The organism is Ralstonia flatus, from assembly GCF_958439105.1.
GTDB classification, from domain to species: domain Bacteria; phylum Pseudomonadota; class Gammaproteobacteria; order Burkholderiales; family Burkholderiaceae; genus Ralstonia; species Ralstonia flatus.
The window spans coordinates 440,876-452,412 of sequence record NZ_CAUDLI010000004.1 but is presented as its reverse complement, the minus strand read 5'-3'; the positions used below and the strand labels follow the sequence as shown (position 1 = coordinate 452,412).

The following is an 11,537-nucleotide window of genomic DNA, read 5'->3' as shown; positions in this document are numbered from 1 at the left end:
CGTGGGTTGCTCTCTGCGTTATCGATAGCCATCCCGCGTGAACCGTTCTTCGTCTTCTCTACTCAGCATCCAGGCGCTGCGGGGCTTCGCTGCGCTGTATGTCGTGGTCTTCCATTCCGGACTTGCCCTGGCCCATGCCGACGTCCCTGCGCTTGCGTGGCTGACGTCGCATGTGATCAAGCGCGGGCATGTCGGTGTGGACGTGTTCTTCGTCATCAGCGGCTTCATCATTGCGTGGGTGGCGATCCTCGGCCCCAAGGGGCCCGAACCGGCCGACGAATTTCTCGTCAAGCGGGCGTTCCGCCTGGCGCCGCCCTACTGGTTGATGTCGGTGCTGCATTCGACGTGGCTCAATCCCGTCTCGTCGGGCGTATTGCTCACTTCGCTGGCGTTTGTGCCGCAGGCCAATGTGGATGCGCCGTACTTCGGCTATCCGGCGCTGTACGTCGGCTGGTCGCTCAACTACGAAGTGTTTTTCTACGCGTTGTGCGCGATGGGGCTAGCGCTGTTCGGACGGCGCGCGCTTGGGCTGGTGGCGTTGGCGCTGTTCACGACAACGATCATCGTGCCGTTCTGGCACAACGGCGTCGTGCAGCGCAACCCGGAAGCGTTGTACGACTGGGCCACGCCATTGCAGGCCATGGCAGCCAACCCGCTGGTGCTGGAGTTCCTGTTGGGCGCCGGGCTGGCATGGCTGTATGCGGCACATCGGCATCGCCTGACACCGGCCGTTGCGCGTGTCCTGATGGCGATTGGCGTGGCAACGTTCGTGATGTCGGTCGTCGGCCCGGTTCCGAAATTCGATCTGCTCGCGCGGGGCCTGCCCGCCGGCGCGTTGTTGATCGGCATGGTGGCCATGGAGCACTGCGGCGAGCTTCGCGTGCCGCGCGTCGCCGTCTGGCTGGGCGAGTTGTCGTATGCGCTGTACCTCGTGCACCCGAGCGTGATTGAAGCCACGCACCGCGTGGTGGGTAGGCTCGCGCCGGAGTGGCTCGGCACGCAGTTGATGCTGTTTGCCTTCAACCTCGCGCTCACGCTGGCGCTGGCCTTGCTGCTGCATCGCTATGTCGAACTGCCATCCATCGCCCTCGGCCGGCGCGCCGTCGACTGGATGCGCAACCGCCGGCGGGCCTTGCGGACCCGCCTCGGGCCGCAAAAGCCATGAGCGACGCATAACGTTTCCGGTTTTTATTCGTTCGTTGCACGACGGGCGTCTCGGACAATGGCTGCTTCAGAAACAATCTGTCGCGTGCCATGTCCGCCCCTTCTTCCTCGTTCCGCCGATCCGTCTTCGCTTCCGTCGCGTTGGCAGCGGCCGCCGCGTTCAGTGCAACAGCGGCACATGCTGATGCCACGCTCGACAAGATCCAGCAGCGCAAGAAGCTTGTCGTGGGCGTGGTGCTGTCGGGCGGGCCATTCGGCTCCATCGATCCCGTCACGCAGCGCGGTACGGGCTTCAACATCGACCTCGCACAGGCACTCGGGCGCGGGCTTGGCGTGGAAGTGGAGACGGTGCAGGTGCAACCTTCCAACCGCGTGCAATTTCTGCAGCAGGGGCGTGTTGACGTCTTGGTTGCGGCGATGGAGCTGAACCCCGAGCGCGCAGACCTGCTCGCCCACGTGCCGACGCCGTACTACCGCGTGGGCGGCGTGGCGTTGGTCCCGAAAGACAGCGCGGTGCACCAGTGGAGCGACCTGAAAGGCAAGGACGTTTGCCTGTCGCAAGGCAGCAGCTATGCCAAGCCGCTGGCAGCCGACATTGGCGCCACACCCAAGGGGTTCAAGAGCCCGGCCGAGTCCTTGCTGGCCCTGCGCGGCAACAACTGCGCTGCCGCCGTGCACGATGCCACGCTGCTGCAGCCGCTGCCCCGCAGCAACCCCGAATGGAAGGACTACCGCATCGTCGGCCCGGACCTCATCCCTTCGCCCACAGTCATCTGGGCGCGCAAGGGCGAGAACGACACCGTGGCCGCCCTCGACCGCATCGTCCAGGGCTGGCACCGCACCGGCTGGCTGATCGAAACGGAGAAGAAGAACGGCATCCTGCCGCCTTCGCCCGCGCTGGTCGAATGGCATGACAAGCTGAAGGCCACGCGAGGCTGATCGAGAGGCTGCAGTTGACTGACGATCTGCTCGCGCGGGCGATTGCGCTGGTCCGCCACACCGGCCTCGACTACGGCTTTCTGGCGGAGGCGTACGAGCGTAATGCGCTGCTGCAAGGCGCGAAGGTTTCGCTGCTGGTGATGCTGAGCACCGTGGTGCTGAGCCTGGTCTTTGGTGTTGGGCTCGCGCGGCTGCTGGTGTCGCCGCATAAGCGCGTGAGATGGCTGGCGCAGGGCTTTATCGAACTGACGCGCAACACGCCCACGCTCGTGCAGTTGTGCTGCGCGTTTCTCGTCGTCAACACGCTGATCACGCAAACGCTGGCGCAGTGGCAGTTGACCAATCCGCTCACGCCGTTCTTCTGGGCGGTGACGTTGCTCTCGCTACACAAGGCGGCGTTTCATGCGGAAGCCCTGCGTGCCGGCATTGAAGCCGTGCCGCCCGCCATGCTGGAAGCCGCAACTTCTCTCGGCTTCAGTGCACGCGAGCGCCTGTGGCGCGTGCAACTGCCGCTCGCACTTCGTGCGGCATGGCCCTCGCTGATGAACAACACCGTCGAGCTGGTAAAAGCATCGTCGCTGGCATCGGCCATTGCCGTGGGCGACCTCACGTATAGCGCGCTGATGATCTGGACACAGCGCGACAACGTGCTCGAATGCATGGTGCTGTTGCTGCTGTTCTACGGCGTGGTGACCTATGCCGTGCATGCGCTGGGCGTATGGATCGAACGCCGGCTGCGAATGCCCGGTTACGGCGCCGCTGGCCACACCGCATTGGGGAGCGCCGCGCATGCCTGACACCCTTCTCGCCACGCTTTTGCATTGGTCGCCAGCTTTGCTGCGAGGGCTGGGCATCAACGTCGGCATCAGTTTGCTGGCCGTCGGGCTCGGCACCTTGGTCGGGCTGGCGATCGGCGCACTGCATTTGTCGTCTGTGCGCGGGCTAAGGCAGCTCGCTGGTGGCTATGTCGTTGCGTTTCGCAATGCACCGTGGCTTGTACTGGTCTACGGCATTGCGTACGCGGTGCCCTTCGAAATTGTCGTGCGCGGCCATGTGATCCCGTTTCCGGATTGGCTCAAGGTGACGTTCGCGCTGGCATTGCCGGCAAGTGCACACGTGGCGGAAATCTTCCGTGGCGCGGTGCAGTCGATCCCGCATACGCAGTGGGAAGCCGCAGCGTCGCTGGCGTTTACACGGCGCGACATCCTCTGGCGCATCGTGCTGCCGCAGTGCGTGCGGCGCATGCTGCCTTCGTGGATGAACCTGTACGCCGTCATCACCATGGGCACGGCACTGGCGTCGCTGGTGGGCGTGCACGATCTGCTCGACACCGCCCAGATCGCCAGCAACACGGTCAATCGCACGCCGTTTACGGTGCTGACCTACTTCACCGTGCTCGCCCTGTTCTTCGTTTACTGCTACCCGATTTCGCGCCTGACCCGGCGCATGGAGCGCGCGCATGTCGCTGCCTGATCTTCTTCCTCTCGATGCATCTACGCCGGTTGCCCCACCGCTTGTCTCACTCCGCGACGTGCATTTGAGTTTCGGCATCACGCCCGTGCTGTCGGGCATCGACCTCGACGTGCAGCGTGGCCAGGCCGTGTCGATCATCGGGCCGTCGGGCTCGGGCAAGTCGACGCTCCTGCGCTGCATCAGCGGCTTGCTTCGGCCGCAGCGCGGCAGCATCACCGTGGACGGCATCCGCGTCGACCAGCTCAACACCGAAGAAGACACCATTGCCCTGCGCAAGCGCATCGGCTTTGTGTTCCAGCAATACAACCTGTTTCCGCACCTGAGCGTGCTCGACAACCTCGTCGCCGCCCCCGTGCGCGTGCTCGGCAAAGCGCGGTCGGAGGCTGAAGCCACCGCGCATGCGCTGCTTAAGAAAGTGGGCCTGGCAGACAAGGCGCGCGCATACCCGGGGCAGCTGTCCGGCGGGCAGCAACAGCGCGTGGCCATTGCGCGTGCGCTGGCCATGAAACCGGAACTGATCCTGTTCGATGAAGTGACGTCCGCGCTCGATCCGGAAACGGTGGGCGAAGTGCTCAACGTCATCGGGGAATTGGTCGACGATGGCCTGACCTGCGTGCTGGTCACGCACGAAATGGCTTTCGCGCGGGCGATCAGCGACGAGGTGGTATTCACCGAACACGGTGTCGTGGTGGAACGCGGCTCGGCAGAACAGGTTTTCTCCTCCCCGACGAGCGACCGCACGCGTGCATTCCTATCGCGCGCGCTATCGGGTCATGCAGGTGCGCGGCCGACCGTGCATGCACCATGGCACGCTGCCTTCACCAGCGCGACGTTTGCCGTCTGACCTTCGACCTTTGACTGTGACCTCTGACCTTCAGCCGCCAATCGCGTGCAGCGCGGCCACGGGCGCATGCTGCAGCGCCTGCTCCAGATCGGCAATCAGGTCATCGGCATCTTCCAGACCGACATGCAGGCGCAGCACGGCACCGGCTTGGTCCCACTGGGCATGGTCCGTCAGCCTTTCGGGCGCAACCACGGTGACGAGGCTTTCGTACCCGCCCCACGACGCGCCAATCGCAAACAACCGCAAGGCATCGGCGACCCGTTCTGCGGCGTACTGATCCGCGCCTTCCAGCACGAATGAAACCAGCCCGTTGGCGCCCGAGAAATCCCGCTGCCACAGCGCGTAACCCGGGTCACCCGGCAACGCGGGATAAAACACCCGCCCCACACCCGGCTGCCCCTGCAGCCACTGCGCCACGCGCGTGGCATTGCGCTGGTGCTGGGCCATGCGCACCGGCAACGTGCGCACGCCGCGCAGCGCCAGATAAGCATCATCGGCGCCGATCGTGAGGCCGAGCACATCATGTGCGGCGGCAATACGCGCGGCCACGGCATCGGTGCGGGCAATGACGGCACCCAGCATCACATCGGAATGCCCGGCCACGTACTTCGTGGCGGCCAGGATTGAAATGTCCGCACCTGCATCGAGCGGCCGGAAGAGAATGCCAGACGCCCAGGTGTTGTCTGTGGCCAGCGCGATGCCGTGCCGTTGTGCTATTCGCGCGATGGCCCGCAAGTCATAGATTTCATAGAGCAGCGACCCCGGCGATTCCGTATAGATGAGCCGCGTGTGCGGCCGGATGGCCGCTTCGAGCTGCCCGTCGCGCGGGTCCACATAGGTCAGTTCAATGCCCAGGCGTTGCAGCAGACCGGTGTCGAGCCGGCGCACGGGCGCATACACGCTGTCTGTCACGAGCACGTGGTCGCCGGGTGACAACAGCGCCAGGAACGTCAGCGAAATCGCCGACAAGCCAGACGGCACAAGGAACGCGCGCACGCCGCCTTCAAGGGCCAGCAGCGCATCTTCCAGCGCGCGATGCGTTTGTGAACCGTGGCGGCCGTAGCTGGCGATGTTCTCACCGGCCTTGCGGCGCGCGTGGACGTCATGCTGCGTGGCAGTGCTGGCATGGCGGACGGTGCTGGTGCGCTCCACCGGCACGTTGACCGGCGCAGTGCCCTCCACAAACGGCGGGCTGCCTGCGTGGATGAGGCGTGTTGCAAGAGAATTCGAGGCATCCGGCGCGTTGGAATGGGCGTCGATGGAAGAGCGTGTCATGCAGGCCTCGCGCGTTTCTGAAGGCGCCCATGTTAGGCACGCTAGCCCGCGCCCGAGAACGAACCGATGCGTCTAACCATATGCAGGATGCTGCGTTGGTCGTGCGGTGCCGACGCCCTACACTGAGTGCCTCACCGATCCGCTTTGAGCTGCCATGAGCCTTGCCCAGCAACGCGACCACGCCGTCCGCCAGACCCTCGTCGCCATCCGCGCCATTGCCGCGCAAGATGGCATTACGCAGGCATCGCTTGCGCGCATTGCCGATCGCCTGCATGAACTTGCCGCACAGGAAGCGCTGTTCCCGCTCGATGCTTTCCCACCGCCCGCTGCGGGCGATGCCGATGCCTCCAGCCGTTACCTGCTGCACGTGGAGCCCGACCAGACCTTTGCGCTGTACCTGAACTCCATCAACCCGGGCAAGACCACGCCGCCGCACAACCACACCACGTGGGCCGTCATCGTGGCGCTCGAAGGCGAAGAGTTGAACCGCATCTACACACGCACCGACGACGGCCGCGACCCCGAGCGCGCAACACTGGCCCTGTCGCGCGAAGTCGTGGTACAGCCCGGCACGCCCATCACGTTCCTCGACGACGACATCCACAGCATCCACGTGCTGGGCAACACACCCACCCGCCATTTCCACCTGTATGGCCGAGCGCTCGAAACGCTGACGGGGCGCGTCGGCTATGACCTGGCCACGGGCCGGGTGCTCAACTACAACCGCAACTACATGAGCGCGACCAAGCAAGCCGCATGATCGGTCGCGTCAAGCTTTAGCGGAGTGTCTTACCAAGCGCCGACGTGCGGGCAAATCACGCGCGTTGCCGAGCCGCCGCGCCCGGCTGACGCGGCATGCGGCCCAACGCAGGCTTCAGCACCGGCGCATGGTGCCCCAGAAAATCCCACAGCCGGTTGGCGACCGGCCCATGCGGCTGATCGCGCCTGCGCGCGACCACCAGCTCCTGCAACATGCCGGGAAAATGGCGCGCCGCAATCGACAGCAACGTCCCCTCGCGCAGCTCCGTCTCGATCAGGAAACGCGGCAGATGCCCCCATGCCATGCCGTGGACGATCAACTCTTTCTTCATCAATTGGTCCGGCACAGCGCACTGCGGCGCACCGTCGATGACGTAATGGGATTGCTCGGGCGGGTTCCGCGCGGAATCGTTGATGACGCACTGCATGAAGCGCTGCATCTCCTGAGGCGTGATCGCCGACGTGATGGCGAACGGCAAAAACCCGGGCGCCACCACCGGCACCATAGCGATCTTGCCCAAGTCGATCCACTCCATGCGCACGTCGCCTTTCGGCACGCGGTGCACGATCAGGTCCGCATCGTCTTCCAGCAAGCGCTCCCATGGCCCGGTGACGGCTTCGAACTGCAATTGCAGCCGCGTTTGCGGACGCTGGCCGAAAAATTGACTCAGCAGTGCCAGCACGGGCTGCAGCGGACACAGGTCACCCAGCACCACGCGCAACTCGGCCTCCTCGCCCATCGCAAGCTGTTTTGCGTGGGTCCGCAGCTCCTCGCTCTCACGCAGCAACGACTGCACCTTGCGGTGGAACGATCGCCCCGCTTCCGTCAAGCGCACGCGATAACCGCTGCGATCCAGCAGGTTTAGACCCAACTGTCCTTCCAGCTTGGCGACCGCCGCAAACACAGACGGATGCGAGCGATGCAACCGCTCGGCCGCTGCCTGGAAACTGCCACCGGTGGCCACCGCGTCGAAGCACTGCAGCTCATGAAGCGTGAAGTTCTGCATTGTCGGCAAAAGCTACAAAGTTCGTCCAAACTTCATAGTATCCGCCAACCGCGTCGGCTTCTAGGATGACGGCATCCCAATCGTTTCCACCGTCTTTCCCAGGAGCCCGACATGACCCCCCGCAACGACCTCTCCTTCATCACCGCCGGTGACGGCACACGCCTCGCCTATCGCTTTGACGGCACCGCCGGCAAGCCCGTCCTGCTGCTGTCCAACTCCATCGGCACCGACCTGCACATGTGGGACGTGACCGTGCCGCGCCTCGCCGAACACTTTCACGTGCTGCGCTACGACGCGCGCGGCCACGGCGCTTCGGACGCGCCAGCCGGCGCCTATTCGATCGATCGGCTCGGTCGTGACGTAGTGGAGCTGCTCGATGCATTGGGCATCCAGCGCGTGCATATGCTGGGGCTGTCGCTCGGCGGCATCGTGGCGCAGTGGCTGGCGATCCATGTGCCGGAACGCATCGACCGGCTGATTCTCTCCAATACGGCCGCGCACATCGGCCCGACGCAGTATTTCGATCAGGCCATCGCCGAGCTTCAGCAAGCGCCCGACATGCAGGCAACAACGGAAACGTTTCTACGCAACTGGTTTCCGGCGCGCATGCTCGAGGCCAATGACCCGGCCGTTGCGCCGTTCCGCCGCACGCTGCTCGCAACGCCGCGCGAGGGCATCATCGGCGGCTGGGCAGCCGTGCGCGATGCCGACCTGCGCCGCACGATCACGCTGATCACGCATCCGACGCTCGTCATTGCCGGCCAGCACGACACCGTGACGTCTGCCCGCCATGGCGAGGAGATTGCCGCTGCCATTCCGGGCGCGCAATTGCGCCTGCTCGACACCGTGCATCTCGCCAACGTGGAGCAGCCGGACGCGTTTGTCGAAGCCGTGCTGGATTTCCTGGGCGTGCACGAAACCGTCTGACGCCTCGGCGCAGCATCGACACACCGCAACCCAGGCGGTTAACATGGCGGCCATCCAACCGATGTGCCGCCCGCCATGTCCCGCGTCAAGAACGAAGACGAATTCGAGTTGCGCCGCGAAAGCGTGCTCGACACCGCCGCCGAAGCCTTTGCGGCCGACAGCTACCCGAGCGTGTCGATGAACCAGCTTGCCGCTGCGTGCGGCGGTTCCAAATCGCGCCTGTATCACTACTACGAGGGCAAGGAAGCCATCCTGTTCGACCTGCTCGACCGCTACACGCGCCGGCTGGCCGATCTGGTTGAACGCGCCGAGAGCGACGCGCGCCACGCCAAGCTCTCGGCACGCGCCACGCTGCATCTGCTGATCCGTACGTTCCTGGCCGAATACGCCACATCGCGCACGCGGCATGTGGCCTTGCTCAATGATGTGAAATACCTGGCGCCGGAGCAGCGTGACATCGTGCTCGCGCGTGAACGCGACGTGGTGGCCGCGGTGGGCCGGCAGCTCGGGACGGCTTACCCGGGCAAGGTGGACGAGGCCAACCGCACGCCCATCACGATGATGCTGTTCGGCATGATGAACTGGACCTTCACCTGGCTCAAACCCGACGGGCCACTTTCGTATGAAGGCTATGCGGAAATGGTGATCGACATGCTGGAGAACGGGCTCGGCGGGTTCGGGGGGCTGGGCGGCCCGGACGGCAAGAAGGGCTGACGTTCAACGCTCGTCGTAGCTGACCACCACGCGCTGCGTGAGCGGCCGCGCCTGGCAGGTCAGCACAAACCCCTGCTGGATCTCCCAGTCTTCCAGCGTGAAGTTCTTCTCCATCTCCACACGGCCTTCCAGCACCTTGGCGCGGCACGTGCAGCACACGCCGCCCTTGCACGCATAGGGCAGATCCAGCCCCGCGCTCAGCGCGCTGTCCAGCACCTTGGCATCGCCCGCCATCGGCACCTCGTGCGATTTGCCGTCGAGCACAACGGTCAGGGCCACATCGCCCGCGACGGCGGCATGCTTGCGTGGTGTGGCCGCTGTCGTCGCATCGCCCACCGGTACGCCAAAGCGTTCGGCATGCACGCGCTCGCGCGGCACACCGCGCTCGAGCAGCGCGGCTTCCACGGCATCGATCATCGTCGAGGGGCCGCAGATGAAAGCGGCATCGATATCGTCCGGCGGAATCAGCGCATCCAGAAACGCATGCACCTTCGCACCGTCGAGCCGGCCGTTGAACAGCGCAATCTCCTGCGCCTGGCGCGACAGCACGTGATACAGCGCGAAGCGATCGAGATAGCGGTCCTTCAGGTCTTCGAGGGCCTCGCCAAAGATGATGCTGTCGACGCTGCGATTGCCGTAGACCAGCGTGAAGCGGCTCTGCGGCTCCGCCGCCAGCGTCGTCTTGATGAGCGACAGGATCGGCGTGATGCCGCTGCCGGCCGCAAAGGCGACGTAGTGGCGCGCGCTTTCGGCCGCGAGCGGCACGTAGAAGCGGCCATCCGGCGGCAGCACGTCGAGCGTCTGGCCCACGCGGATGCGGTCGTGCAAGTGGTTGGAGAAGACCCCCGCATCGACGCGCTTGACCGCCACACGCAACTCGCCGTGCGCGTCGTAGTCCTGCACGGCGCAGCAGATCGAATACGAACGCCGCAGTTCTTCATGTCCGGGCAATTGGCCCGGCGGCACGCGCAGCGTCAGGAACTGGCCCTGCGTAAAGCGGTACGCATCGCGCAGGTCATTTGGCACGTCAAAGCGCACGGAAATCGTATCGGCCGTCTCGCCGCGCACTTCGGCAACACGCAAGGGGTGGAATTGCGGGGTCATGGCGGTCGTGCCCGGTGGGCTCAGTAAGGCTTGAAGTAGTCGAACGGCTCGCGGCACGCGCGGCAGCGGTACAGCGCTTTGCAGGCAGTGGAGCCGAAGGCGGAAATGAGCGCCGTATCGTGCGACCCGCATTGCGGGCAGGCAATCTGCTCGGCCTGCGCGGGACGCGTGAGACGAATTGGGCGAGCCCCGCCATCGTCCGCCACGTGCGCCGGCGGGGCAATGCCAAAGTCGCGCAGCTTGCGCCGCCCTTCAGCGGTAATCCAATCCGTCGTCCATGCCGGCGACAGCACCGAACGCACGCGATACGCACCCACGTCCGCTGCCCGCAACGCCCGGCTCACGTCATCGGAAATCTGCTCCATGGCGGGGCAGCCGGAATACGTGGGCGTGATCGTCGCGACCAGTGTGCCGGCCTCGTCGAGCTGGAGATCGCGCAGGATGCCGAGTTCGGCAATCGTCACCACGGGAATCTCCGGGTCGGTGACGGCCTCCAGCGCGATGCGCGCGCGCTGCAATCGCTCGCTTACCACGATGCCCCCGGGAACTGGCGCGCCAATCCCTGCATCTCGGCCAGCAGATAGCCCATATGCTCGGAATGCACGCCGTGCTTGCCGGTGCTGACATAGGGACCCGGCTCGGGCCAGCGCAGCGTGGCCTCGTCCAGCGCGTCACGCACCGTCGCCTCCCATGCGTCGCGCAGGTCTGCCGGACGCACGCCGATGCCGGCTTCGGCCGCGGCCGTTTCAACGTCGTCCGCGGCAAAAAATTCGTTCGTGTACGGCATCAGCCAATCGAGCGCGGCCTGCGCACGTGCATGCGATTCCTCGGTGCCATCGCCGAAGCGCACGAGCCAGTCGCGCGCATGGGCGAGGTGGTAACGCATCTCCTTCACGGATTTGGCGGCAATGGCGGCCAGCTCGGTATCGGTCGAACGCGTCAATGCGTCCCATAACGGCACCATCAACGCGGCGTACAGGAAGTGGCGGACGATGGTGACGGCGTAGTCGCGCGTCGTCGCCGATGTCGCGACCAATGGCCCGGCATGGGGCAGCTCGAGCAGCGTGTAGTTGCGGAAAGCCGGCTCGGCGCGCCAATAGGCATAGTCGTCTTCCGTGCGCGGTGTGCCTGTGATCTCGCCTTCGATCTGCCCTGCGCGCGTGTAGAGCAACCGCGCCTGGCCGATCAGATCAAGACTGAGGTTGGACAGCGCGATGTCTTCTTCCAGCACGGGGCCGTGGCCCGTCCACTCCGCGTTGCGCTGGCCGAGGATAAGCGCGTTGTCGGCCAGGCGAAGGATGTATTGCAGATGCGCGTCGGAAGTCATCACC

13 protein-coding genes are annotated in these 11,537 nt (G+C 65.1%); 8 read left to right on the top strand and 5 right to left on the bottom strand.

From position 1 onward, the window contains the following. Window positions 1–37 precede the first annotated feature (37 nt). From R2676_RS12235 to R2676_RS12215, 5 genes are all read left to right on the top strand, one after another. On the top strand, window positions 38–1,165 hold the full coding sequence (locus R2676_RS12235; protein WP_206274803.1) for an acyltransferase family protein: 1,128 nt from the start codon (window positions 38–40) through the stop codon (window positions 1,163–1,165). An 89-nt stretch (window positions 1,166–1,254) separates the two neighbouring features. Next, the gene (locus R2676_RS12230; RefSeq protein WP_316857144.1) at window positions 1,255–2,103 is read left to right on the top strand and encodes a transporter substrate-binding domain-containing protein; all 849 of its coding nucleotides are present in this window, start codon (window positions 1,255–1,257) and stop codon (window positions 2,101–2,103) included. A 14-nt stretch (window positions 2,104–2,117) separates the two neighbouring features. After that, window positions 2,118–2,900, top strand: a complete 783-nt coding sequence (locus tag R2676_RS12225) for an amino acid ABC transporter permease (RefSeq protein WP_206274801.1) — start codon at window positions 2,118–2,120, stop codon at window positions 2,898–2,900. Further along, window positions 2,893–3,576: an amino acid ABC transporter permease gene (locus R2676_RS12220; RefSeq protein ID WP_027680055.1), complete on the top strand. Its 684-nt coding sequence runs from the start codon at window positions 2,893–2,895 to the stop codon at window positions 3,574–3,576. The genes R2676_RS12225 and R2676_RS12220 overlap by 8 nt, the downstream gene beginning before the upstream one ends. Beyond that, window positions 3,563–4,420, top strand: coding sequence for an amino acid ABC transporter ATP-binding protein (locus R2676_RS12215; protein ID WP_206274800.1), 858 nt, complete (start codon window positions 3,563–3,565; stop codon window positions 4,418–4,420). The genes R2676_RS12220 and R2676_RS12215 overlap by 14 nt, the downstream gene beginning before the upstream one ends. Window positions 4,421–4,450: 30 nt before the next feature. Here R2676_RS12215 and metC read toward each other — a convergent pair whose 3' ends face one another. Beyond that, entirely contained in the window at window positions 4,451–5,695 is a 1,245-nt protein-coding gene (gene metC, locus R2676_RS12210) for a cystathionine beta-lyase (RefSeq protein ID WP_206274799.1), read from the bottom strand. 154 nt (window positions 5,696–5,849) lie between these two features. Between metC and R2676_RS12205 the strand changes: the two genes are divergently transcribed. Beyond that, entirely contained in the window at window positions 5,850–6,455 is a 606-nt protein-coding gene (locus R2676_RS12205) for a cysteine dioxygenase family protein (RefSeq protein ID WP_206274798.1), read from the top strand. Between the two features lie 55 nt (window positions 6,456–6,510). Here R2676_RS12205 and R2676_RS12200 read toward each other — a convergent pair whose 3' ends face one another. After that, window positions 6,511–7,461, bottom strand: coding sequence for a LysR family transcriptional regulator (locus R2676_RS12200; RefSeq protein ID WP_206274881.1), 951 nt, complete (start codon window positions 7,459–7,461; stop codon window positions 6,511–6,513). A 111-nt stretch (window positions 7,462–7,572) separates the two neighbouring features. Here R2676_RS12200 and pcaD point away from each other — a divergent pair, with 111 nt between their 5' ends. Both pcaD and R2676_RS12190 read left to right on the top strand, forming a co-directional pair. Then, window positions 7,573–8,388, top strand: a complete 816-nt coding sequence (gene pcaD, locus R2676_RS12195; protein WP_206274797.1) for a 3-oxoadipate enol-lactonase — start codon at window positions 7,573–7,575, stop codon at window positions 8,386–8,388. Between the two features lie 75 nt (window positions 8,389–8,463). After that, window positions 8,464–9,102, top strand: coding sequence for a TetR/AcrR family transcriptional regulator (locus R2676_RS12190; RefSeq protein ID WP_206274796.1), 639 nt, complete (start codon window positions 8,464–8,466; stop codon window positions 9,100–9,102). 3 nt (window positions 9,103–9,105) lie between these two features. Here R2676_RS12190 and paaE read toward each other — a convergent pair whose 3' ends face one another. Genes paaE through paaC form a run of 3 tightly spaced genes read right to left on the bottom strand, consistent with a single transcriptional unit; the run spans window position 9,106 to window position 11,533 of the window. Then, window positions 9,106–10,206: a 1,2-phenylacetyl-CoA epoxidase subunit PaaE gene (gene paaE / locus R2676_RS12185; RefSeq protein ID WP_206274795.1), complete on the bottom strand. Its 1,101-nt coding sequence runs from the start codon at window positions 10,204–10,206 to the stop codon at window positions 9,106–9,108. Window positions 10,207–10,226: 20 nt separating this feature from the next. Further along, window positions 10,227–10,709 (bottom strand): 1,2-phenylacetyl-CoA epoxidase subunit PaaD, encoded by a 483-nt coding sequence (gene paaD, locus R2676_RS12180; RefSeq protein WP_316857221.1) that lies wholly within the window; start codon window positions 10,707–10,709, stop codon window positions 10,227–10,229. A gap of 23 nt (window positions 10,710–10,732) precedes the next feature. After that, window positions 10,733–11,533, bottom strand: a complete 801-nt coding sequence (gene paaC / locus R2676_RS12175; RefSeq protein ID WP_206274793.1) for a 1,2-phenylacetyl-CoA epoxidase subunit PaaC — start codon at window positions 11,531–11,533, stop codon at window positions 10,733–10,735. Window positions 11,534–11,537: the final 4 nt, after the last annotated feature.